This window comes from Pseudomonas sp. PIC25 (genome assembly GCF_002286785.1).
GTDB lineage: Bacteria > Pseudomonadota > Gammaproteobacteria > Pseudomonadales > Pseudomonadaceae > Pseudomonas_M.
In genome coordinates, this window is sequence record NZ_MUJY01000162.1 from 18,221 (window position 1) to 41,919 (window position 23,699).

Here is a 23,699-nt window from a genome sequence, read left to right on the forward strand (position 1 = left end):
GCAGCGGAGGCTGGAGCCACCTGACCAGCAGCCGATGAGCCCGTGCAATGCCTAACGTGCAAAAACTCAGCCTTCCTGCTCAGCACGTAGCACCTCAGCCCAGAAAGAATCGATATCGATCGTATGCGCGCCCTGATCGAGCCCAAGCCGGCGCAAATCGAGTGTCCAGCTCAGCGATCGAGCAGAATATCCCGCTGTAGGAACAATCGCCCCCAGCTCCTCCAAGACAGCAGCGAGCTTACTGGTATTGGGCGGATTGGCGCCGGTCGCCTGAAAGTAAGCTACCCCCATGCCTTTTGGGGCAGTGCCATCACGAACATCGGTAGCGCTGTTTGCAAGGGGGAACGCACTCGAGCCAAAGTCAGTCCAGAGCTGCATCAAGGTTAAAGAGATGTCCGCCAACGTAAAGGTCGGACCGCCCTCGATAGCAATGCCACTGTCCGTCAGTTTGTAGCGAAAGGGATTCCCCTTGCTTAGCGTCTGACAGTCGTTCCAAAAACTATCGTCCTCATCTTCTTGGGCGCGGTCCATGACCTGCTCGGAAATCGCCGCGGATGCGCCTGTCTGAGTAGCATCCAGGTCATACCCAATCATGAAAAGCGCAGCCTCGAGCGCCCGTAGACGAGTATCAAAACACTCAATCTGATTGAATCGACTGTTCTGCGCCGCAGGCTGCTCTAGCACGTCACTGAGCAACCAACTGGCTTTCAGATTCCAGGCAGCATGGTTAGCCCCTGACTTTAACCTCGGAAAGAAAAATTCTGACTGGCCTGGGTTACGCCGTTTAGGGGACGGGTCATTAGCTGCGCTCTTTGCAGGAGCCCACGGGAAACGAAGCTCTTGCGGCACCTCTGACAGCCCAGCGGCCTGACAAAACTTCACAACGGCCCAACCCAACGCCGCAGCAACACGGCTGTCATAAATAACGAAGCGGTCGCAGATGAGTGAATAGACCTTGGTCATCCCGGCATTGAACCGGAGATCTTTGGCAACTAGCAGAGGATGATCAGTGCTTCCTGCATCCAAGGCTTGCCTGGTGCTGGATAGAACCTGAGGTAGATTGGCTTGATTCGCATGCAGCCAACGTACGTTGCCAGCACGTACGCCACCCCATGTCATGACGTCGACTGCAGCCGTTACAACCGAGTGATCGCTTCCCTGGGATCCCAAAGCGCTCTGAAGATCATGACTAAGCGCCTGAAGAGTGGCTGCGCTGGATTCGAAAGTGGTGCCTGTCGGCTCTCCGAGACGCTGATTGCCTGGGTGCGGCCAGTGATACTGGGCATAAGCGTCATAAAGGCTGTCGCAGCGCCAGACACATCCCGAACGACGGTTCGTGTACTGATGCGCGAAGGTATCGCCATCGAGGTTCTCACTCATCCATTTGACGAAATTCGCTACGGCGGGAGTCTGTAGGTAGGTGCTCTTTTCCATTCGTGACGTCCTTGAGAAGAATCTTGAACCAACCTGGTTGCTGCGCCAGATCAAAGTCTGAGGCTGGGAATGAGTCAATTGTCCTCAGCAAGGCGCAAGCTAGAAACCTCATCCGCATCCCTCATCGCGATCGCTGTGCTACTCCCCTGGTCGATAGCAAAATCACGCCAGAAGCGGTACAGCCGACGCTCGGGATCAGGTGGTGAATTGAACGGAGAACTGTAGAGTTCAACAAGCGCTTCGCTCGCGCACCGCCCACCGAGCATTGCGGACCATTGCAACCAGTAAACCCCGGAGGCCATGTCGTGCTCTGTCGATGATTCATTCAGTGCCAGCCGTCCACGATAAAAACCTGCCAGCACATCCCCCTCTTCGACCGCCCGCTTGTACCAGAGCATGGCCCTGCCATGGTCGACCATGACACCTTCGTCACCCTCTTCGTAGATTGCTCCCAGCGCCAGCGCAGCACCTGGAGCACCATGCTCGAATGCTTGCTCGTAGTAGTCGATGGCAAGAGCAGGATTCGTGACCATCCCCTTGCCGTAGTAAGCCTGCTCAGCCAGGTTGAAAAACGCTTCGCCGCTGCCCTCGACAGCAGCTAGCTTGAACAGCCGCCTGGCCAATATCGGGTCAGATGCCAAGCGCGTTCCATTGAGCCATAACCAGCCCAAATCATTCATTGCATCGGGGTCGCCATCAACGGCCGCAGCCCTCAGGCAAGGGTATGTTTGATGAATCTCGATCAGGTCAACCAATCCCAGCAGTGGATTAGCCGCTTTGACTTCATGCAGATTGGCAAACCTGGCCTGCCCTGCCAGCTCCGCGGTGCGCAAGGATGGAATCCCAACCCCGCTGTAGAGACGCTGCATTTCACCCGGCTCGACAACCACAACTTGCTCAGGCATCGGGAGCAATCGCTCCAGCAGATTGAACACACAGACCGATTTGCTCATGCTGCAGCCCTATCGTTAATCGCAGGGCTATTTTCCGTGAGTCTTGCGACACCTCATGTCGTGTTGAGCACAAGGATGCAAACGTGGATCAGCTATTTCGCCAGGACCTGATTCTGGGAATTCTTCCCGGCAAGGAAAACGCGTTGGGCAGTACAGCCATTCGCGAGCGCGTAGCTCGACAAGGTCTGAATGTCGACCTGAGGACGATCCAGCGGGACCTGAGCGACCTGAAGGAAAAATACCCTCATGTACACAGCAGAAAAGACGGACGCTCGACGCTGTGGTGGGCGGAAAAGTCCCTTTCCCGATTGTCGATGCTTCCCACCGATGCAATGAACCTGACCATGATCATGGATCACGCCACGCGTTTTGGGATGGCTGCGCAAGTCGAACGACTGGCCCCGCTTCGTGATTACGCTGTTTCCCTGCTCAAAGGCAACCGGCCCAGTCAGGATGTTTCCAATAAGATCACCAGCAACACGCGCTTCATTACCCTGCAGCCCAGCGTGGTCAAACAAGAGGTGCTGGACGTCATTCAGCAAGCGCTTTTGGACGGCATGTCAATCGAAGCGCTCTACCAGAAGCGTGGCGCCGACGAGCCCAAGCTGCTCCAACTAAAACCGCTGGGGCTGTCCTATCAAGATTCGAACATCTATCTCTCGTGCGTCTTCAAGGGGTTGCCTCAAGGCAGTATTGCTGCGCTGCCCCTGCATCGTTTCAGAACCGCACGCACGATGTTCGAGGATATCGCTGCGCCAGAGGACTACGACATCAATTCAATCCCCGCAATGCGCAGCCTGGTGGGTCTGAGAACGGATCATCCTGTCCAGATCCGACTCCGCGTCAGCCACACCTTGAGCGAGCGCCTGCAGGAGAACCCACTCACTGAAGACCAGACTCTGGAACCGGAAACGACGGACTGGTGGCTTATGAGCGGCAGCATCCACCTCAGCCAGGGTTTGGACTTGTGGCTGCTGAGCCAAGGTGAACATCTGGAAGTTCTCGAGCCCACCGCCCTTCGTGCGCAAATCGCAGAGTCGGCTAAGCGCATGGCGGCTCTTTACGCCGGCGAGTGATTGCGACACAGAACGTCGCCCTTCGGCAGCATCATATCTCCACCTTAAAAATGGAGACCTGCTGATGAAAACCTACTCCGCCTTTTTACAACGTGTCGTGGCGAATGCTGGGCCGCGGGCCAATTTCACGATCACCGTCCAAGCGGTGAACTCGGCCATGGCACGGGTAACAGCAGAAGCTCAGTATCCTGGATACAAATGCATCAACGCTCCGGTGCAAGTCCGGTAACTGTTCCAATCATGCGGCCTCGGGACTACCTCTTTTACCTGCTGGGCATCGGTGATGACCCGCAGGTCGCCGTGCCACTCGTTGCGCAGCAGTCGTCGCCCCCGATTCAAGAGGGCTGCTACGAAATTGCCTTGCTCGCCGCTACTGAGGAGGAGGCACTACGGGCATGCAGGGAATTCCTTGAGAGAGGTAGCAGTCCTCACGAACTCCCCAAGCAGAGGCAATCGCGCCACAACTTCCACGCAATCGCCCCGGATGCCACCTGGCCAACGCAGCGATTCCACGAGCTTCACTGGCTATGCAGCCACAGGGACTCGCCAGCCAATCTACAGCGCCTGAAGGGGCTGGCCGACATCATCCATGTACATTACCTCCGACCAGCTCCTTCAGCGATGCCCGCCGGCATTCGCGTCTATCAGTGGACGAAAGAGCAAGACATGTTCGACTTCTGGCATGCCCTGTACGCTGCCCGGGACAACCCAAATTTACTTGGGTTGGACTGGACCAGTTATGCCACCTGGAATCCGCAACAACTGATCGGCAGGTACGTCTCAGCGCAAGCGAAATCAGCCCTTCAAGCATTGCAGCATTTACGAAACCGTGTGCGACTGCACCAGTCAGATCGTGCACAGGAGGCACTGCTAGTCGTTGAAGGCACGCCTACGCTTACGCTCGGCGAATACGCAGCGATAGTCGGCAGTCTGGCGGAAGTACTGGGATGTGAAATCGCCCCAGTGCTTCATCTCACGGATCTGCATGAAGGGTGCAAAATGAAACTGCTGATTTTTCTCCGCAGTGACGGGCCCCGCTACTGACTGCCGCGATCAGATATAACGAAATTTCAGACCTGAATCATTTAAGGGAAGACGGGTGCGTATTGCCCTCTTCAGCCCTTCCCTTCTCAGGAGTCTGAACGATGTCGATTAACTGCCCTTCCTGTAACTCTTCACGCGTCACAGCGCGCAACCATGCCCGCAAAATCGGTGGCGCAGCCGGTGCTGTAGGTGGAGCCGCAACCGGCGCGGCGAGCGCTGCAGCCGGAGCGCAGAGTGGTGCCGCACTGGGCGCGGTCGCTGGCCCCATCGGAGCGGCCTTGGGCGGCCTGGCTGGTGCCATCCTGGGCGGCTTGGCTGGCGGCGCCGTCGGCAGCCTCGCCGGTGCACGCATGGGTGAAGAAATCGATGCCCGCGTGCTCGATAACTTCGAGTGCCATGCCTGCGGCCACATCTTTTCCCTCAGCGACCAGTAATCCTGCCTACCAGGCGCGCCACGCGCCTTCATTCACTCCCATTCCCACCGGCTCGGCACTCGACTGCCGGGCGATAGCCAGTTCCGCTGGCAAGGAGATCTGTATGGCTCACCTCATCGAGCAAATGGCCTACGTCGGAGCCACCCCGTGGCACGGCCTGGGTAATCAACTTACCCAAAAGCAGCCCCTTGAAGTCTGGCAGCGCGAAGCCGGTATGGACTGGCAGATCCTGGAAAGCCCTGTTCATTTCAAGTCAGACGCGATTGGCCATCTCGGCACGATCCACTCGTTCCCCGAGCAGAAGGTATTGTTCCGTTCGGATACCAAGGCGCCGCTGTCGGTGGTCTCCCAGCGCTACCACACCGTGCAACCGCGCGAAGTGCTGGAGTTCTACAGGGACCTGACCGAGGTCTCCGGCTACGAGCTGGAAACCGCAGGCGTACTCAAAGGCGGCCGCAAGTTCTGGGCGCTGGCGCGTACCGGGCAAGGCGCGGCGCTCAAGGGTAACGATCAGGTCAACGGCTACCTGCTGCTCGCCACCTCCTGCGACGGCACCCTGGCCACCACGGCAACCCCAACCACCGTGCGTGTGGTCTGCAACAACACCCTGACCATCGCCTTGGATGGCACCAGTCGCGCGATCAAGGTGCCGCACAACACTCGTTTCGATCCCCAAGCGGTGAAAAAGCAGCTCGGCATCGCCGTCTCGCAATGGGACGACTTCATGTACCGCATGCGCGCGTTGGCCGAACGCAAGGTGCAGTGGCATGAGGCACTGGGCTTTTTCATGAACGTGATGTGCGAGACCAGTCCGACCGGTGCACTGCCAGAACATCTGCCCAACGAGCGCGCCCTGCGCAAGGTACAGGAGCTGTACGAGGGTCGTGGTCGTGGCAGCCAGCTGGACTCGGCACGCGGTACCGCCTGGGGCCTGCTCAATGCCGTCACCGAGTACGTCGACCACGAGCGCCGTGCACGCAGCAACGAGTACCGCATGGACTCGGCCTGGTTCGGCCAAGGCGCGCAGATCAAGCAACGCGCCTTGGACGCTGCGCTGCGGCTCGCCGCTTAAGCCTCCATCAAATCAATCCCTCGCGCCCGGTCAGCCTTGTGCTGGCCGGGCGTTTTTATGTCTGCAGGTGAGCAACATGAAAGCAACTTCACTGAACAGCAGCACCCGCAAGAAACGCCCTGCCTTGCGCCTGGTCAGCACCAAGGAGCTGCCGCGCGAGGACTGGCTGCAAATCCGCAAGCAAGGTATTGGCAGTTCGGATGCGGCAGCAGCGGTCGGCCTCAATCCCTACAAATCGCAGCTGGAACTGTGGCTGGAGAAAACCGGCCGCGACACCAAACTGCCGAAAACCGATCCGCATGACGAAGAAAGCCCAGCCTACTGGGGCAACGTACTCGAGCCTATCGTGGCCTGGCACTACAGCAAGCGGACAAAGAACCGCGTGCGGCGCATCAACGCCGTGCTCCAGCATCCAGATCCGGACATGTCCTGGATGTTGGCCAACATCGACCGTGAAGTGATCGGCGCTGACGATGTGCAGATCCTCGAATGCAAGACCGCCGGCATAAACGGAGCACGCCTTTGGAAAGAGGGCGTGCCCGAGTATGTCCAACTGCAGGTCATGCACCAGCTCGCCGTAACCGGCAAGCAGGCGGCTGATGTGGCTGTACTGCTCGGCGGTCAGACGCTGGAGATTCACCGAATCGAGCGTGACGAGCAGATGATCACGCGGCTCATCGAGCTGGAACGCAGGTTCTGGCAGTACGTGGAAACGGACACACCGCCACCGGCCGATGGCTCGGCATCCGCTGAAATGGCCCTGCGCTGCCTCTATCCGGAAGACAACGGCCAGGTCATTGACTTCAGCAGTCATGCCGGACTGACCGCAGCCTTCATCGAGCTGAAAGCCGTTCGCCAGTCGATTGCCGACAAGGAGAAGCGAGAAGCCGAGCTCAAGCAGATGTTGCAGCAAGCCATGAGTGACGCCAGCCGGGCTGAGTTCGCCAGCGGTTACGTCAGTTGGCGCAGGGCCAAAGATAGCATTGGCTTGGACGTCACTCAGCTACTCAAGGACAAACCTTACTTGCAGGCCAAGTATCCGCTGCTGAAGCCCGGCACGCGGCGCTTCTTGGTCGGCTGAATCCGGCTGTTTCCACCCGTTCCCTCCCCCTTGGCCAGTCCATGCAGTTCGCGCTGCATGGCTGGCCTTTTTTCGTTTCCAGGAGAACACCCATGTTGAAAGGTCTGGCTCTAACGCCCCCAGTGATTGGGCGCATCTCGATCGGCAAAGTCGTCGAGAGAAACGGCAAACGTCTGCCTGAGAAAGACGATCAATTCACCATCACCTCCCAGGTGCAAGGAAAAGACGGCTGGTTACTGCATCCACTCAACGACCAGCTGCGCCAAGGCAAAGAGGACAAACTGCGCAGCATCCCGATCCGCCTGATGTTCAACGAACCCGAGCTCAACTTCCGCGCCGACTACACCCTGTTCGATCGGCAAACCGGACGCCCGGTTTGTGTGGGCAATGGGGAAACCTGCAAGCGCATTGGCCAGGATGGAATCGAGACACTGCCGTGCCCCTCACCAGATGCCTGCCCACTGGCCAAAGGGGGCGCCTGCAAACCGTATGGCCGACTGAACGTGGTTATCGGCGATGAGGATCCGCTTGGCAGCTTTGTGTTCCGCACCACTGGTTTCAACAGCATCCGTACCCTCGCAGCACGCCTGAAATACTTCCAGGCGATCTCAGGCAATCGCCTGGCCTGCCTGGCATTGGAGCTGCGCCTGCGCGGCAAATCCACCCGGCAAAGCCATGGCACGCCAATCTTCTATGTGGACATCACGCTGCGTAGCGGCATGAGCGTGGAGGAGAACCTGCTGGCCGCCAAGCAATTGGATGAGGGTCGCCAAGCGGCCGGCTTCGACCAGCGCGCGCTCGATAGCGCCGCGCAGCAAGGGCTGGGCAATGGCGCCTTCGAAGACAACGAAGAGGACAGCGGCGCGATTGTCGATGAGTTCTTCCCGCTCACCGAACCAGCGCCCACCACCAGCGAGCCTTCATCCCCACAGCGCACAGCCCTGGCCGCCAAGCTGGAATCGCTCAGCAGCGAAGCGAGGCCCTAAGTCTCAGGAGGTTCTTCATGGAAACACGATGCCTGATTTGCGAATCGACGCTCGTGGTCACCAAGGCGCAAGCGCAAGCCGTCTCTCTACTGCTGGGAACGCTAGGCGGCTTCTTGGAGGGCTGTTCGGAGATGCGCGTGCAGAGCGACACGCACCAAAACCGCGATATCGGCGACACGTTTCAAATGGGGCTCGAACGGCTTACACGCGCCGTAGAAAGCGCAACCTCTGGATGCGCACAGGGCTGGGAATTTGCCCAAGACGTTCAGCGTTATCACTTCGGGGAATTCGAGTGCCTTTGCCTGCGCTGTGGTGCACGTTTCGACCAACAGCCTAGCGACACCCTTACGCCTCTGCCAGGCGATCCGCCAACTGCTCGACCAGCCCCAGGATCAACTGACGGTCCGCAGGTGAGACCGTAGCCAGCATACGGCTGATCCGTTGCGCCTGATCGTCAGTTCGCGGGCTTGCTTCTGTCAGCAAGTCCGCGGCCTCGCACTCGAAGATGGCGGCGAACTCCAGCAACCGAGAAATGTTGGGGATGACGATACCCCGCTCGATGCGGGAAATCGCCTCGCTGCCAATGCCAAGCCGCTCGGCCACATGCTCTTGCGTCATACCGACGCGGACGCGCTGCTTGGCAATCGCTCGACCTACAGCTTCGGCTAGGTGCTTCTGATCAATCTCGGACATGTCGCCTCCCATCTCACCCTGGATGGTTGGCTAACCACTTATTGACATGAAGGACCCAAAAAGTCGAATCTCAACCTTTAAAGCCCATATACAACCTAAACACTCAGGAATCCCCCTGCAGGATGCAGCCCGCTTCAAACCTTCCCTTTCATTTTCAAAGCATTCGAGGATCACATGAACCTGCGAACGTTCATTCTCGCGCCGCTTCTGCCCCTGGCGTTGGCCGGCTGCAACGAAGCCATCGATACCGTCAAGAACGGTCGAATGAAAATCAACGAGCAATACACCGTCGACCAGGCGTTCAGCAATCGAAGCATTTGCGACAGCGTCGATTGGGACGTCATCACCGATGACAGAAACAGAGAACTTGTTCAGTACAAGTGCCATATCACCGGCATCGAGTCGTACTACGCACAGGAAAAGCAACGTATCCGGGAGAACTTGCTCAGCGGCTTCGATTTGGAAAAGCGGGCTGCCCAAGTCCATCTAGAACCGGCACGCATGGAGGTGGAAGCCGCCGATAACGCGCTGAATAAACCGCGGCCCGCCAACACTGCTACCTTGGACAGCGACCGGCTCACAGACCTGCTGGCCCGGGAGGATCTGCTCTCCGAAAGCGCCCCCTCACGCTCGCTTCAGAACTATTCCGACAGCCCAGAGGTTGCGGCAGCTGCACAGCGTTACTTCTTGAGCTACGTGCGAGACACAACCTCTCCTCAGTTCGCTGCACACAAGCAGAACGAACAGGAGTTACTTCGGGCCATGGCGACTGAACGCGAAAAAGTTCAAACCCAGATTGCTGAGGAGCGGGCTCGCCTGAGCGAAGTCCAGAATGCTCGCGGGCAAGAATCGGTGGCTCACGCTCAGCAGCGCCTGAACCGGGCAACGGAGCTCTATGAAAACCTGCAGAGCTCCGTTGCTGCCAAGCTTGAGGAACTGGATGTCCAGCACGCCGCCAAGCTGAAGCAGTTCGACGGTGCAGCCACCATAGAGTCAGTAGCCGAGGTCTTTGAGTGGGTCGTCAAGGGTGAGGAAATCGAACTCGTCTGGTCGGGACTGGAAGGCACTTACAGCGACGGGCAGATCAAGAGGTTTGGCCACATCAATCGGCTCGGCAGCCTGCAGGACGTCTATCGCAATAACGTGAAGACCTATTCCGACCTACGCCAAAAAGCGCCGCTGCTGTAGGTGCCCCATGAAGCGACTAATAGCACTTGTTCCGATATTGCTGCTGGCGACCTCGATCAACGTCCAGGCCAATGCCTACTGTGATTCCAGGCGATCTGCTCAAGAGATTGAGACCTGCTATCGGCAATCCCTGACGGCGCTCAAACGAGCTGTCGACAAGGGATTCAATAAAATCATGAACAGTCCCAACTACATCGAAGCGACCAAGCAGCGTATTCAGCAGGAGCAACGCGTTTGGGAGCAGAGCGTCCAGACCAACTGCCAGAACTATGCTTGCGTTGAGTATCAGTTCCAGGGCCGGCTGCTTCAGCTGGGTCGAATGAAAGCAGATCCAGCCCCCTCAGCGATGGATGCTGAGGCGTGCCTGGATGCCTGGATCGCTGCCTATCGCCAAGATGAAGGAGACGAAGTCGCGATCATCCACGACCAAATCACCGAGTGGCAGCAATGGTGTAGCGAAGGCCGCTTGCCCTGATGCCCCACTGACACAGCTGATCTGAAATACGGGTTCAGCTGATCCCCCTCAAACCGCCAGATCACTCGATGGTCCGGCGGTTTTTTTATGCCCCTACAAACACAGCCGTATGGAGGTCCTATGACTGCCAAATTCAAGGCCGGCGAGTCCGCTGGCACCTACATCGCCGATGCACCGGTGACCGAAGCCGATATCGTGGAAATGGCTCAACATCTGGCCAGCAAGCGGCTGCGTAAAGGCCAGGCCTTGCATCAACCCAAGGAGGTTTTTAGCTACCTGCAGCTCCTGCTGCAGGACTATGAACATGAGGTATTTGCACTGCTACTGCTGGACAGCAAGCACCGTGTCATTCGATTTGAGGAGCTGTTTCGCGGCACCCTGGACAGTGCCAGTGTCTATCCCCGCGAAGTCGTCAAAGTAGCGCTGGAACACAATGCAGCAGCAATAGTGTTGGTGCATAACCACCCTTCCGGTGATCCGGAGCCAAGCCATGCAGACCGTGTCCTGACCAGCAGGCTCAAGCAAGCACTCGAGATGGTGGGCGTACGCACGCTCGACCACATTATCGTGGGGGCTGAAGGCTGCGTATCGCTCGCCGAACAGGGATACCTGTGAAACCGTGCGGATCCATGAAGACACACGTCGATATCGACCAGCACAGTAGATCCAGCGTGGGCAGCGTAGCAGCTGCCCACGCCAATCCATGCCCGATATTTTTTTGCCTTGAGAGACCAAAGCTCCGAGGTTTCGTTACGTCTGCAGACGGACGCGATGAATTCCCGCGGTTGTTTCGCAGGGCTACAGAGATGGCTGACCATCTCGTTCCCGAAGCCGAGCCAGGATCCATTCCTGCACCTCGGACTCAACCCACGCTACAGCCTTACCCCCCAAAGCAACTGAGCCAGGGAAGCTCCCCTCCTTCATGACCTTGTAGACGGTAGAGCGGCCAAGGCCGGTCAGTCGCATCACTTCTTTCAGTCGAATCAGTCTCATGGTCGGCACTCCGGTAGTTAGTCCATGAGATGGCTCAGGGGAGTTCGGTTTTAAGACGACTCAGCTGACTCATGCCAAAGTTTCGCTGGCCGTCCCCATACACCTTGGTCCTCTTTTTGGCGAAGTAGCTCAGGCGGTAGAAGACCGACTGATACTGCCGCTCGAACAGCTGATGCTGAATCTTCAACGGCGATACAGGCTGCTGTGGGAAGTGAACCCCACTCCTTGCGACGAACCAGTCCAAGCCCAGTGCCACACCCCAGGCTTTGTAGATACGACCCGCAAGCATTTCATCATAGTTGCAGCCAGCAGGATGCAATTTCGAGTAATCGCCCAAGGTGAAGTAGGCATCGCGATTCAGCATTAGTGCTAGGTGATAATGCGGCTGGCTCGCGTCGTTCCACTCGCGCACCCAAACATAGCGAAGCATCGGATCGTAGGCTCTACCCCCTAACGCTGGCTTAATGGACTGGTCATGCTCAAGCTGGCGCTTAAGTGATTCGATGAAGCCAGTTATTGCCCCTTGAGGCAATATGAATCCTCTGGGTGCTTTTAGGTCAAACCGAATAACCGTCCAGCGCGAATGCATGAGCAAGCCATCCAGCAGTAAAAGGCAGATATTCTTCAGATAGTCTGAGTTAAGGTCACTGGGTGTTAACTGAACAGGAAAGCCTTGCCATTCAGCTGCGCTAGGTGGTGGTTGGCGGTACATGATTAGCTCCTATGATGGGTTCATAGGAGCTCTCTCATCAGTACATATTCACACACACTGAAATATACTCGTTACACCAGCAAACATAAAACCTAATCAATAATAACTAACCAACGTAAAAATACATCCACGCTCCTAAGGCAGCTGAAGGCTGGGCTAGGCTCCGGCATCTCACTCATCTTGCGTCAGCGCTCCGAACTTATTCCGAATGAATGACGCCGCCTACCTCATCAGAGCGATCTCTGGCTGGTGTTTCACGCGTCCACATTTGACCTTTAGCATCCACAAGCACTGAGTAGATTTAGGATGGCTAGCAAGAGCTAGGCATGACCAGCGGAAAAGCCTCCTTTTTGGACCGCTAAGCAAAAAAAATAGTCTAGAAAAATGCTATAAATATTACTAGTAAGCAAGAAAATATATAACCCCAAGGAGCATAAGAAATTGAAATCAGATCATTTTGGAATAAAAAAGGAAACCATTAATGAACTTATGAGCCGACTTCGCAGATCTAAACTAAGCAAAAGGGAGATAATTTGGATATTAGTCTTTTTAAAATCAAAAAAACCCTCCTCCATGAACAGCGAAATTATAGACCTGCCAAATTTAGACCAAGCAATATCCAGCATGATTGTGGCAGCCCCTAGCATTTTGCCATTGATTAATTCAGGCCTTTGCAGAGAGCTTTTAGAAGAAAAGGCATTAGCCTGGATAACCGAAGACAAAATCCAACATGACTGGATTAAAAACAAAATAGACAAGACATTAACAAGCAAAAACATTAAGCCAAGAAACCTCCACGGAATAGCCCCAACAAAAATTACAAGCAAAGATTTCTTGATAGCAACAATTGACACATGGAGCATAGAGCTATCTGAGAAAAACGATATCGTCACAAATCTTAAAAACGAATGGCAATCCAAAAGAAACCCATATAACCACTTTAGCTGGGCCTTAAATGCAGACGAAAGCTATATATCCACATGCATATGGGACTGGATAAAAAATAATAACACCCATATCCAACCTCTACAAACAGCATTCAAAAGCCTCGAAGAGGTGATGCAGCATTTTAATCAAGTTTCGACTAGCGAATACGAACTAGAAGCTATAAAAAAATACGCAAAAAATCGTTGGTATCAAAAAACCTATAGAGAAAACCTAAAAGGAAAAAAGCAACAGAATCTTGTGCTGTCGGAAAAAGCAGTATCACGACTAAAATTGCTATCTAAGAAACATGGCATTAAGCGTAATAAAGTAATAGAGCTATTACTCAAACTAGAAACAGAGCAAAACCTCTACCTCAAGCAAGCGTTAAAAATCATGCACATTGAGGAATAAGCCTCCACCGGAAATATCACGGTAATTAGGCTGAAACTATGTCGCTGATCTTAGGCCCGCCCAAAACAGCCTTCCGAATCATGGAGAGTGTTCTAGCGCCAGGCTGACGTTATCAAGCACTTAGATCGCGGCCGGCGACGAGCAACGTCAATGCTTTGCCACATTCAGGTATGTAGGCAACGACTGAGACGTGATCACGTCGCCGAGCTATTGGCCAAGCTGAGACTAAGGGGTCAAGGCCGGTAGTAGCACAAGCTAGGCACGCGGCACCCGCTTTCGGTCGAAAGTTGACGACGGTAATAGGCAGGAACCGGTCAGAAGCAGTCACTCCGCTCGGGTACTTCGATTTCGACGTCAGCTGCGTTCAGATAGTGCCCTCCTCAACACGCGATATTTTCTGACACTGCACGAGGCGTGCATACTGGATAATCATAGTCGTCACGGTGCGTTCGCCAACGCGCATGATCGCTATCAGGATCGGGGCTGATTGATCGAGGGAACGCCGTGGGGCTGTATAAGAGGTGGTGCAAGTCCACCAAAGAAAAGGACAAGCGCAAGCATTACTGGACCTATGTCGAGAAGGATGGTGGCCGCGACGAGATCCGCGATGACCTCGCCAAGACCATCCGCTCTCACTACGATCGACTCGAACTCATCGCCGAAGACGTGAAGCGACTGGGATACGAAGTCGCCAGTGAAATTCTCAGCGCCAAAATGCCCCAAACGGCCAAGGGCCGCTCCGGCGATCTCGGCGAGATTCTCGCGACCGAGCTGGTCGAGGAAGAGATCGGCCTTCGCGTCCCCGTGCGTCGACTTCGCTACAAGGACGACCGCAACATGGCCATGCGCGGCGATGACTTCATCGGCGCCGGATACGATGGGGCCGGCGAGAAGCTCTGGCTTCTGAAAGGCGAAGCCAAGAGCAACAAGGTACTCGGCAAGGCCACGGTCACGAGCGCCCGCAAGGTGCTTAACCGCGACAACGGTCGTTGCACGCCCGACTCTCTGCTGTTCGTCGCCAACCGTCTACTGGAGAGCAACGACCCTGACGACAACGTACTGGGTCGCAGCCTGCGCGACGAGGTCGGCCTAAAGTCACTGCGCGCCGATCGCATCGACCACATGCTTTTCACAGTTTCGGGCAACGGCCCCCACGCCTCGCTGAAGGAGGACCTCGACGCCACCGGGACCAATCGGGACCATTACGTCGTGAACATCCACGTCGAAGACCACCAAGACTTCATCGCGGATATGTACCTGGAGGCAGAAAACCTTGGAGACGATTGACGAACTGACCGCGTTCCTGACGACCGCGACCGTCGACGGCATCCTTGGGCGCCTCCTCTATCGCGGCGCGGCCTGGTCGCTCATGCGCGACGAGGGCGTGCTGCCACCGAACGCACCGCCCCTTGGCGCGACAATTGAAACCGATCTCGCCGAACACGGCTTCGCCCTGCTCCGAGGCGCGATGGCCCTGCGCGCTCAGGCTGGCGCTTCGGAGCTGACCAGCAAGGCCTTCGAGCGCGCCGCCAACGCATTTGAAGCCCTAGTGCGCAACGGTGACCCCGAGGCGCCTGATCGCGGTTTCCGCCGCACCATCGCCGCCGCTGCCTACCATCTGGCCGGCTTCTCGGCCGTCGCCTATTCGCTCTTCAACGAGACAGCGGGCGACCTCAACACCTCGCCGGGCGAAACGGCGATCCGCCATCTGATTCTTCGAGATCTCGACCAGTTGCGCGGCTTCGTTCGCGAATGGCTCGGCGACGCGGCTCATGGCGACGAGCAGATCGCCGAGGCGCTACGAGGCGAAGACCCTGACGTCGACGAGGTTCTGTCGACCATCCTCAATACGACGATCTGCCGGGCCCTGGCGTTTTTCGACTTCGCGCTTGAGACGGGCGAGCCCGAGCCGATTGAAAGCGCACGGGCCTTGCTCGCCACGGCAGTCAGCCTGGCAGGCAACGCCGAGAATGTTCCGCTGTGGTGGATATCGAACCTCTGTCACCACCTGATCGACGACCTGTGGCAGCACTCTTTGCACCAGAACCTACCGACCGAGCCGCCCGAGGGTACGGAGGAAAAATATCCAGACCTGCGGCGGCTGTTCATCTCCTCGCTCTATGCCCGCAAGACCTCGGAGGTAGAGCTATGGCCCTCGCAGCGCGAAGCCGCCCAGCGCTCCACGGACGTCAGGGACGACTTGGTTGTCGCTCTGCCCACCAGCGCGGGCAAGACGCGGGTAGCCGAGATCGCGACACTGATGACCCTGTCCTCGGTGCGCCGGGTGCTGATCGTCACACCGCTGCGCGCCTTGTCCGCTCAAACCGAGAGGTCCTTCAGGAAGACCTTCGCGCCCCTCGGCTTCAGCGTCTCCTCGCTCTACGGCGCCAGCGGTCTTTCGGCCGGTGATGAAGACGCCCTGCGCACCCGCGAGATCATCATTGCGACGCCCGAAAAACTCGACTTCGCGCTGAGAAGCGACCCGTCGCTGATCGACGATGTTGGCCTGATCGTCCTCGACGAGGGCCACATGATCGGTCCGAGTGAGCGCGAAATCCGCTACGAGACGCTCGTGCAGCGCCTGCTTAGGCGCGCGGACGCGGCCGAACGCCGAATCGTCTGTCTTTCCGCCATCCTGCCGAGCGGCGACGAACTCGACGATCTCACCGCCTGGATTCGTTCCGACGAACCGGGTGAGCCGGTGCGTTCCGACTGGCGCCCCACGCGCCAGCGCTTCGGCGCACTCACCTGGCGCGGCAAAGACGCGCTGCTGCGGCTTGACCTTGATGACGATGGCCCCTTCCTCGACAAGTTCGTCGTGGAGAAACCAGCGCTCGGGAGGGAGACGAAGCCCTATCCACGCAAGAACTCGCACCTCGTTTTGTTCGCGGCGTGGGAGTTCGCGAGCCAGGGCAAGCGCACCTTGATCTTCTCCACCCAGGCGAACTGGGTCGAGAGCTACGGCAAACAGGTCGTGGACCTCTGCAAGCGTGGCTATCTGGACCCGCTGCTAGATGACGAGGCGTCGATCGCCCGCGCCCTCGAGGTCGGCAAGGAATGGCTCGGCGAGGATCATCCCGCCGTGGCCAGCTTGAAGGCGGGCGTCGCCATCCACCATGGCCGGCTGCCGAGCCCGTTCCTGCGTGAGCTGGAAATTCTCCTGTCCGAGGGCGTGCTGAAGGTGATCGTCGCCTCGCCTACGCTCTCGCAGGGCCTCAACCTCAACGCCGCCGTCCTGCTGGTGCCCGCGCTCTATCGGGCGGGGGAGAAGATCAAAGGCGAAGAGTTCGCCAACGTTGCCGGCCGCGCGGGGCGCGCCTTCGTCGACGTCGAAGGGCTGATCGTCCATATCATGTTCGACCAGATCGACTGGCGAAAGCGCGAATGGCGCAGGCTGGTCGCCTCCGCCAAGGCCCGAACCCTGAAGAGCGGCCTCATCCAGATCGTCACCGAGATCCTTGAGCGCCTGGCGCGCGAGGGCGTCCTGGATCGCGCCGACGCCTGGGAATATCTCGCCAACGCCCGCGAGGCCTGGAGATCACCCGACGAAGAAGTCCAGGTGGCCGAGCGGCTGGCAGCCGCCGTGGAATACGACGCTGACGCCGATGACGCCGATGAAGACGACGAGGAGGAACCCATCGACGAGGAGCCGCTGTCTCAGCTCGTCGAACGCCTCGACGCGACCGTGTTCGGCCTAATCGAAGCGCTTGACGCCGATCGCGCCGATCTACCCAAGCTTCTGGACGAGGCGCTTAAGGGCTCGCTATGGGCCCGCCAGATTGCTCGTGAGGGTGAGGACGTCGCCCCTCTGCACAAGAAAGTGTTCGAAGCGCGCGCCGACCTCATCTGGAAGACCACCACGGCGCAAGCGCGGCGCGGGCATTTCGCCATGGGCGTCGGGCTCGAAGCGGGTCTCACTATCGACGCCATGGCCGACGAGCTGGCCGAACTGCTCGATCGGGCAGACGAGGCGGCGCTGAGCGGCGACATCGACGAACTCGTCGACGCGCTCTGCGGTCTCGGCGAACGCCTGCTGTTCATGCGGCCCTTCATCCCCGACAAGGCGAACGCGCTGCCGGCGAACTGGAAGGCCATCCTGCGCAGCTGGGTGTCCGGCGAGGAGGTATCCAAGATCGGACCGCAGAACATGCGCGCGGTTGAAGAGGCTTTCACCTATCGCTTGGTCTGGGCGTTGGAAGCCGTCCGCACCCGCCGCATGTCCCTCGGCTGGTCGCCGGAGACGGTGGCGGGCGGCGCAGCGGCGGCAGTCGAAACCGGCGTCCCGCGATTCATGATGGCAATGCTGATCCGCGCGGGCCTGCCGTCACGGCGCGCGGCTATGGTAGCCATTGAGGACGCCGAGCCGGTCTTCGTCACCCCGGCGGAAATGCGGGCCTGGCTCGAATCCGACGAGATCACGGCCTACACCGACGCCGGCGACTGGCCGACGCCCGACACCGCCGCGCTATGGGCGCGCTTCCGAACCGAGGCTCTCAACGACGGTATCCAGAAGTGGTCGGTCGAACGCTACAAGCGCCTGCTCGACATCGAGGCCGCCCCGCCCGCCGGCCTCTATCGGATCGTCACCGACGAGGGGGACGGACGGACCTGGCTGGCAACCCCGGACTACCAGCGAGTCGCCGCCTTCAAGAAGCCGGCGGTCGATCCCAAACCCAGCCTCTTCTCGGGCCGGCTGCCGGGAAAAACTAGGCTCGTGGAAGCCTTGCGCGTCGGCCGCGGAAAACTGCGCTGGCCGCCCGCAGATGCGTAAAAGGGACAGGTTAGTTAGCCGGCAGCTATCGGTCAGTTAGTGGGCGGGGGGCTTAAGTGGATCGACTATGCGATGAGATACTCTGCCAATGTATGTCCGCTATGGGGCGGAAGCAACCGTTGGCGAGTGACCGCTTTCGGCCGATTTCTGAAACTGACCGATTGCCGGTATCGTGACACCGTAATCGGCAGTCGCAACCTAGCCCAGCGCTTCCTGCATCGAACTAGAAGCAAGCAATGCGCATACGAAGCGGAAACTGAATGCTGTAGAGATGCACAAACCCGGAGCTCCCTCTGGCAGCACAGAAGAGAAGCTGTGCCTTCGACCACTGGATAAAGGCGGCGGATAACAAACCAGCCTTTCGCTCGATAGCAGCACAAAATCCCGGTGGCACAAAAAGTGGCACAAAAATCTAAGGCACCGCAAAACCACTAGGCATAAAAAATCCAGTCACCGCTAAGTGACTGGATTTTTTAGGGTTTTTTGGTCGGGACGGAGTGATTCGAACACTCGACCCCTTGCACCCCATGCAAGTGCGCTACCAGGCTGCGCTACGCCCCGACAATGCGATCCGCTTTGCTACTACTGCGGAAGCGGGTCGCACTATACCCTAAGCTTCTGAAATATGGAAGGTTTCTTCAAACTATTTGCGCAATACAAGCAATACGTCTTCCAATTCGGTAATCATCTGCCGAATGAGTTGCTTATATTGGGTTGTGTCTTCCTTTGCTTCGTCCCCCGAGAGGCGCTGACGGGCTCCACCGATAGTAAAGCCTTGATCGTAGAGCAGCGCCCGGATTTGCCGGATCATCAACACATCCTGGCGTTGGTAGTAGCGCCGATTACCTCGGCGCTTCACCGGGTTGAGTTGTGGGAATTCCTGCTCCCAATACCTCAATACGTGGGGTTTGACGGCGCAGAGCTCACTGACCTCGCCAATGGTGAAGTAGCGCTTACCGGGGATTGCCGGTAACTCGTCGTTATGACTTGGTTCCAGCATAAGCCTCGACTCTGGCTTTCAATTTCTGCCCTGGGCGAAAGGTGACCACCCGGCGAGCCGTAATGGGGATTTCCTCCCCGGTCTTGGGATTGCGACCAGGGCGCTGGCGCTTGTCGCGCAAATCGAAATTGCCAAAACCCGACAACTTGACCTGCTCGTTCAGCTCCAGCGCATGCCGGATTTCCTCAAAGAACAGCTCCACCAATTCCTTGGCTTCCCGCTTATTCAGGCCAAGCTCTTCATACAGACGTTCCGCCATCTCAGCTTTCGTCAGAGCCCCCATACGCTACTTCCTTAACGTGGCGTTGAACCTTTCTTCCAGCGAGGTGAGGATGTTCTGCGTTGTGTTATTCACCTCATCGTCGTTAAGAGTGCGCGATGGATGCTGCCAGGTCAAGCCAACGGCCAAGCTTTTTCTATGCGGATCAATGCCTTTACCGTGATAAACGTCAAACAGCCTGAGGTCAGTCAGCCATTCTCCCGCCGCGTCTCGAATCAAAGCGAGAACGGCATTGGCCTCCACCTCCCGGTCCACCAGGATGGCCAGGTCGCGACGCACCTCGGGGAAACGTGACAACTCACGGAACTGCGGCAGACGACCCTGCGCCACTTCAGACAGCACCAGCTCGAAAAGGTACAGTGGCTGGCTCAGGCCTAGTTCCGCCGCCAGTTGCGGGTGGATAGCCCCTAGGAAGCCGACCAGGCGACCATCCCGCTCGATGCGTGCCGTCTGGCCCGGATGCAGAGCCGGATGTTCACCCGGATGGAAGCTGAAGGCAGCAGTGTCGCCGGCATAACCGAGCAGCGCCTCGACGTCAGCCTTGAGGTCATAGAAATCCACGTTTTCCCGACCATGTGCCCAGGCTTCCGGCAACCGACCACCAGTGATGACGCCTGCCAGCATAGCTTCCTGCTTGAGCCCTTCGAGCTGCCCCACGAAACGCAGACCACTTTCGAACAGGCGAACGCGCGACTGCTGTCGGTTCAGGTTGTGCAGAACCGCCTTGACCAGCCCCGGCCACAGCGACGAACGCATCGCAGCCATGTCAGCAGAGATGGGATTGGCGAGCATCAGTGGTTCGACGCCAGGGTTGAACTGCTCGAACAAGCGAGGATCGATGAAGCTGTAGGTGATCGCTTCCTGGTAGCCGCGAGCAACCAGGAGACGACGCAGCGCAGGCAGCTCCGCCCGCGCTTCGGGACGAGCCTTCGGCGCCAGGCGAGCCTGCGGATAGCGAACCGGTAGCCGGTTGTAGCCATATAGCCGACCGAGTTCTTCGATCAGATCGATTTCCAGGCTGATATCGAAGCGGTGGCTCGGCACCTCGACCTGCCACACACCAGCATCGGCGGACGAAACGCCTAGGCCAAGCGCACTGAGTAGGCGTTCGACATCGCCCGCATCCAGCTCCAGCCCGAGCATCTGGCTGATGCGCTCGGCACGCAGGGTAATCGCAGACATGCGCGGCAAATCGGCCTCGCTGACCGCCTCGATGATCGGCCCCGGCTCGCCACCGACGATATCCAGAATCAATGCAGTCGCCCGCTCCATCGCACGACGGGCAAGCTGCGAGTCGACACCGCGCTCGAAGCGGTGCGACGAGTCGGTATGCAGGCCATAGGAACGCGCCTTACCGGCAAGGGCGATAGTGTCGAAGAAGGCACTTTCGAGGAAAAGATCACGGGTCTTGGCGCTGACACCACTGCGCTCGCCTCCCATGACACCCGCCATTGCCAGGGCGCGCTGATGGTCGGCGATCACCAAGGTATCAGCACGCAGCGCTACTTCCTGACCATCCAGCAAGACCAGCTTTTCGCCCTCCTCCGCCATGCGCACGCGAATACCACCATTGATCTCTGCGAGATCGAAAGCGTGCATCGGCTGGCCGAGTTCAAGCATGACGTAGTTGGTGATATCCACCACCGCGTCGATGCTGCGGATATCGGAGCGCCGCAGTCGCTCTACCATCCAGGTCGGCGTCGACCTGGACAGGTCGACATTGCGAATGACACGGCCGAGGTAACGCGGACACGCCGTGGGTGCCAGCACATCGACAGGGCGAACCTCATCATGGGTCGGGGAAACCGGCTCGATAGCGACCGGAGTGACGGCCACTCCGTAGATCGCACCTACTTCCCGAGCCAGGCCGGCCAAAGAGAGGCAATCGCCGCGGTTCGGCGTCAGCCCCAGTTCGATGCTGGCATCATCCAGGTTGAGATAGGCACGAATGTCTTCGCCCACCGGAGCATCGGTAGGCAGCTCCAAGAGCCCGCTGTCATCATCACTAACCTGCAGCTCGGAAGCCGAGCACAGCATGCCGTTGGACTCCACGCCACGTAGCTTGGCCTTCTTGATCTTGAAATCGCCTGGCAGTTCGGCACCAATCATGGCGAACGGAACCTTGAGCCCCGGCCGTACGTTCGGGGCACCACATACGACCTGGAATTGCGCTTTGCCGTCACTGACCTGACAAACCCGCAGTTTGTCAGCATCGGGATGCTGCTCGGTGCTCACCACCTCACCTACCACCACGCCGGAAAACACACCGGCAACCGGGCTGACGCTGTCTACCTCAAGTCCAACCATCGATAGGCGAGCGACGAGCTCATCACGGGACACCTGCGGATTCACCCAGCTCCGCAGCCACTGTTCACTGAATTTCATCCTGCTCTCCTAAAGCAAATCGGTTACGGTCGTGCGCCCTAGCGAAATTGAGCCAGGAATCGCAGGTCGTTATCGAAGAACAGGCGCAGGTCATTCACGCCATAACGCAACATCGCCAGGCGCTCGACCCCCATACCGAAGGCAAAGCCCTGATATTTCTCCGGATCGATGCCAGACATGCGCAGCACATTCGGGTGCACCATGCCGCAGCCCATCACCTCCAGCCAGCCAGTCTGCTTGCAAACGCGACAACCCTTGCCGCTGCACATCACGCACTGCATGTCGACTTCGGCGGACGGTTCGGTGAACGGGAAGAACGAGGGACGAAAACGAACGCCCAGGTCCTTCTCGAAGAAGACTCGCAGGAACTCTTCGATGGTGCCCTTGAGATCGGCGAAGCTGATGCCTTCGTCGACGAGCAGCCCTTCCACCTGATGGAACATCGGGGAGTGGGTGATATCGGAATCGCAGCGATAGACACGACCCGGGCACACGATACGGATCGGAGGCTGCTGGGACTCCATGGTGCGCACCTGAACCGGAGAGGTATGGGTGCGCAGCAACATGTTCGCATTGAAATAGAAAGTATCGTGCATCGCCCGCGCCGGGTGGTGCCCCGGAATATTGAGCGCCTCGAAGTTGTGGTAGTCGTCTTCGACTTCAGGGCCTTCGGCGATGCCATAGCCGATGTGGGTGAAGAAATGCTCCACCCGCTCGAGCGTGCGGGTGACCGGATGCAGGCCACCGGAAACCTGACCCCGCCCAGGCAAAGTCACATCGATTCGTTCCGCTGCAAGCCGGGCGCTCAGCGCCGCCCGCTCCAAGGACTCCTTGCGGAGATTGAGCGCGTCTAGAACACGCTCCTTGGCGGCATTGATCAAGGCGCCGACTTTCGGGCGCTCTTCCGCAGGCAGGTCGCCCAGGGTCTTCATCACCTGGGTCAGTTCGCCCTTCTTGCCAAGGTAGTGAACCCGGATCTGTTCCAGGGCATTGATATCGTCGGTGTGCTGCACGGCCTCAAGAGCTTGAGTGACCAGCGCATCCAGGTTTTCCATGTACAGGCTCCAGATACGAAATAGGGGAAGAGCACAAGGCTCTTCCCCTATTGGTGACGTTTAGCACCGGGCGAGCCCGGTGATTGTCAAGGAGTTAAGCCAGAACGGCTTTCGCTTTCTCGACAATCGCAGCAAACGCCGCTTTTTCGTTCACTGCCAGATCGGCCAGAACCTTACGGTCGATCTCGATGGCCGCCTTCTTCAGGCCGGCGATCAGACGGCTGTAGGACAGACCGTTGACACGAGCACCAGCGTTGATACGGGCAATCCACAGGGCACGGAACTGACGCTTGCGCTGACGGCGGTCACGGTAGGCGTACTGGCCAGCCTTGATCACAGCCTGCTTGGCGACGCGGAATACGCGCGAACGCGCACCGTAATAGCCCTTGGCGAGTTTCAGAATCTTTTTGTGACGGCGACGAGCGATGACGCCACGCTTAACACGAGCCATGAGTAAATTCCTCTAAGTCTTGACGATCAACGAACGCGCAGCATGCGCTCCACCTTGGCAACGTCGGACGGGTGCACCTGAGTGCAACCGCGCAGTTGACGCTTACGCTTGGTGGTCATCTTGGTCAGGATGTGGCTCTTGAAAGCGTGCTTGTGCTTGAAGCCGGAAGCGGTCTTCTTGAAACGCTTCGCAGCACCGCTCTTGGTTTTCATTTTTGGCATGTTCGGATACTCCGCATTCAGTCAATACATATAACCGCAAGGCCTGCCAGTGCCCTG

24 protein-coding genes and 1 tRNA gene are annotated in these 23,699 nt (G+C 58.0%); 12 read left to right on the plus strand and 13 right to left on the minus strand.

The window, feature by feature from the left end:
- Positions 1–66: 66 nt before the first annotated feature.
- Both BZL41_RS28775 and BZL41_RS20365 read right to left on the minus strand, forming a co-directional pair.
- Positions 67–1,434 carry a hypothetical protein gene (locus tag BZL41_RS28775; protein WP_174706189.1) on the minus strand — a complete coding sequence of 456 codons (1,368 nt, stop codon included), beginning with the start codon at positions 1,432–1,434 and terminating at the stop codon, positions 67–69.
- A gap of 74 nt (positions 1,435–1,508) precedes the next feature.
- Entirely contained in the window at positions 1,509–2,387 is an 879-nt protein-coding gene (locus BZL41_RS20365; protein WP_095600970.1) for a tetratricopeptide repeat protein, read from the minus strand.
- A gap of 83 nt (positions 2,388–2,470) precedes the next feature.
- Between BZL41_RS20365 and BZL41_RS20370 the strand changes: the two genes are divergently transcribed.
- From BZL41_RS20370 to BZL41_RS28180, 3 genes are all read left to right on the plus strand, one after another.
- Positions 2,471–3,463, plus strand: a complete 993-nt coding sequence (locus tag BZL41_RS20370; protein WP_095600971.1) for a YafY family protein — start codon at positions 2,471–2,473, stop codon at positions 3,461–3,463.
- Positions 3,464–3,527: 64 nt separating this feature from the next.
- Positions 3,528–3,692, plus strand: coding sequence for a hypothetical protein (locus BZL41_RS28660; protein WP_162836284.1), 165 nt, complete (start codon positions 3,528–3,530; stop codon positions 3,690–3,692).
- A gap of 437 nt (positions 3,693–4,129) precedes the next feature.
- On the plus strand, positions 4,130–4,507 hold the full coding sequence (locus BZL41_RS28180; protein WP_143518132.1) for a hypothetical protein: 378 nt from the start codon (positions 4,130–4,132) through the stop codon (positions 4,505–4,507).
- Positions 4,508–4,638: 131 nt separating this feature from the next.
- Here the strand turns inward: BZL41_RS28180 and BZL41_RS29500 are convergent, their stop codons facing one another.
- A complete protein-coding gene (locus BZL41_RS29500; protein WP_034017244.1) occupies positions 4,639–4,905 on the minus strand; it encodes a hypothetical protein in 267 nt (88 codons plus the stop codon).
- A 139-nt stretch (positions 4,906–5,044) separates the two neighbouring features.
- Here BZL41_RS29500 and BZL41_RS20385 point away from each other — a divergent pair, with 139 nt between their 5' ends.
- The 3 genes from BZL41_RS20385 to BZL41_RS20395 all read left to right on the plus strand — a co-directional run bounded on the left by BZL41_RS20385 (position 5,045) and on the right by BZL41_RS20395 (position 8,080).
- Entirely contained in the window at positions 5,045–6,013 is a 969-nt protein-coding gene (locus tag BZL41_RS20385) for a DUF932 domain-containing protein (RefSeq protein ID WP_095600973.1), read from the plus strand.
- A 76-nt stretch (positions 6,014–6,089) separates the two neighbouring features.
- The gene (locus BZL41_RS20390; protein WP_095600974.1) at positions 6,090–7,094 is read left to right on the plus strand and encodes a YqaJ viral recombinase family protein; all 1,005 of its coding nucleotides are present in this window, start codon (positions 6,090–6,092) and stop codon (positions 7,092–7,094) included.
- Between the two features lie 92 nt (positions 7,095–7,186).
- Positions 7,187–8,080 carry a hypothetical protein gene (locus tag BZL41_RS20395; protein ID WP_034017239.1) on the plus strand — a complete coding sequence of 298 codons (894 nt, stop codon included), beginning with the start codon at positions 7,187–7,189 and terminating at the stop codon, positions 8,078–8,080.
- A gap of 345 nt (positions 8,081–8,425) precedes the next feature.
- Here BZL41_RS20395 and BZL41_RS20400 read toward each other — a convergent pair whose 3' ends face one another.
- On the minus strand, positions 8,426–8,773 hold the full coding sequence (locus BZL41_RS20400; RefSeq protein ID WP_033866967.1) for a helix-turn-helix domain-containing protein: 348 nt from the start codon (positions 8,771–8,773) through the stop codon (positions 8,426–8,428).
- A gap of 174 nt (positions 8,774–8,947) precedes the next feature.
- On the opposite strand from BZL41_RS20400, the gene BZL41_RS20405 reads away from it, so the two are divergent.
- The 3 genes from BZL41_RS20405 to radC all read left to right on the plus strand — a co-directional run bounded on the left by BZL41_RS20405 (position 8,948) and on the right by radC (position 11,051).
- Complete coding sequence (locus BZL41_RS20405; RefSeq protein WP_095600975.1) at positions 8,948–9,961, plus strand: hypothetical protein; 1,014 nt, start codon at positions 8,948–8,950, stop codon at positions 9,959–9,961.
- Between the two features lie 7 nt (positions 9,962–9,968).
- Positions 9,969–10,436, plus strand: a complete 468-nt coding sequence (locus BZL41_RS20410; RefSeq protein ID WP_095600976.1) for a hypothetical protein — start codon at positions 9,969–9,971, stop codon at positions 10,434–10,436.
- A 120-nt stretch (positions 10,437–10,556) separates the two neighbouring features.
- A complete protein-coding gene (gene radC / locus BZL41_RS20415; RefSeq protein ID WP_049247413.1) occupies positions 10,557–11,051 on the plus strand; it encodes a DNA repair protein RadC in 495 nt (164 codons plus the stop codon).
- 183 nt (positions 11,052–11,234) lie between these two features.
- Here radC and BZL41_RS20420 read toward each other — a convergent pair whose 3' ends face one another.
- Both BZL41_RS20420 and BZL41_RS20425 read right to left on the minus strand, forming a co-directional pair.
- Positions 11,235–11,429 carry an AlpA family transcriptional regulator gene (locus tag BZL41_RS20420; protein ID WP_025297465.1) on the minus strand — a complete coding sequence of 65 codons (195 nt, stop codon included), beginning with the start codon at positions 11,427–11,429 and terminating at the stop codon, positions 11,235–11,237.
- Positions 11,430–11,463: 34 nt separating this feature from the next.
- On the minus strand, positions 11,464–12,141 hold the full coding sequence (locus BZL41_RS20425) for an inovirus Gp2 family protein (RefSeq protein WP_079993859.1): 678 nt from the start codon (positions 12,139–12,141) through the stop codon (positions 11,464–11,466).
- A gap of 441 nt (positions 12,142–12,582) precedes the next feature.
- Between BZL41_RS20425 and BZL41_RS28185 the strand changes: the two genes are divergently transcribed.
- From BZL41_RS28185 to BZL41_RS20435, 3 genes are all read left to right on the plus strand, one after another.
- Positions 12,583–13,479 carry a hypothetical protein gene (locus BZL41_RS28185; RefSeq protein ID WP_143518133.1) on the plus strand — a complete coding sequence of 299 codons (897 nt, stop codon included), beginning with the start codon at positions 12,583–12,585 and terminating at the stop codon, positions 13,477–13,479.
- A gap of 504 nt (positions 13,480–13,983) precedes the next feature.
- Positions 13,984–14,766, plus strand: coding sequence for a DUF1837 domain-containing protein (locus BZL41_RS20430; RefSeq protein WP_033866960.1), 783 nt, complete (start codon positions 13,984–13,986; stop codon positions 14,764–14,766).
- On the plus strand, positions 14,753–18,250 hold the full coding sequence (locus BZL41_RS20435; RefSeq protein ID WP_095600977.1) for a DEAD/DEAH box helicase: 3,498 nt from the start codon (positions 14,753–14,755) through the stop codon (positions 18,248–18,250). Before BZL41_RS20430 ends, BZL41_RS20435 begins: the two co-directional genes overlap by 14 nt.
- 484 nt (positions 18,251–18,734) lie before the next feature.
- On the opposite strand, the gene BZL41_RS20440 is transcribed toward BZL41_RS20435, so the two are convergent.
- From BZL41_RS20440 to rpmI, 7 genes are all read right to left on the minus strand, one after another.
- Positions 18,735–18,811, minus strand: a tRNA-Pro gene (locus tag BZL41_RS20440).
- A gap of 82 nt (positions 18,812–18,893) precedes the next feature.
- Positions 18,894–19,250, minus strand: a complete 357-nt coding sequence (locus BZL41_RS20445) for a MerR family transcriptional regulator (protein ID WP_095600978.1) — start codon at positions 19,248–19,250, stop codon at positions 18,894–18,896.
- The gene (ihfA, locus tag BZL41_RS20450; protein ID WP_084337660.1) at positions 19,231–19,533 is read right to left on the minus strand and encodes an integration host factor subunit alpha; all 303 of its coding nucleotides are present in this window, start codon (positions 19,531–19,533) and stop codon (positions 19,231–19,233) included. The genes BZL41_RS20445 and ihfA overlap by 20 nt, the downstream gene beginning before the upstream one ends.
- 3 nt (positions 19,534–19,536) lie before the next feature.
- On the minus strand, positions 19,537–21,915 hold the full coding sequence (pheT, locus tag BZL41_RS20455) for a phenylalanine--tRNA ligase subunit beta (protein ID WP_095600979.1): 2,379 nt from the start codon (positions 21,913–21,915) through the stop codon (positions 19,537–19,539).
- Positions 21,916–21,953: 38 nt separating this feature from the next.
- Positions 21,954–22,970, minus strand: coding sequence for a phenylalanine--tRNA ligase subunit alpha (pheS, locus tag BZL41_RS20460; protein ID WP_095600980.1), 1,017 nt, complete (start codon positions 22,968–22,970; stop codon positions 21,954–21,956).
- Positions 22,971–23,064: 94 nt separating this feature from the next.
- Positions 23,065–23,421, minus strand: coding sequence for a 50S ribosomal protein L20 (rplT, locus tag BZL41_RS20465; RefSeq protein WP_084337666.1), 357 nt, complete (start codon positions 23,419–23,421; stop codon positions 23,065–23,067).
- A gap of 26 nt (positions 23,422–23,447) precedes the next feature.
- A complete protein-coding gene (gene rpmI, locus BZL41_RS20470) occupies positions 23,448–23,642 on the minus strand; it encodes a 50S ribosomal protein L35 (protein WP_084337668.1) in 195 nt (64 codons plus the stop codon).
- Between the last annotated feature and the right edge of the window lie 57 nt (positions 23,643–23,699).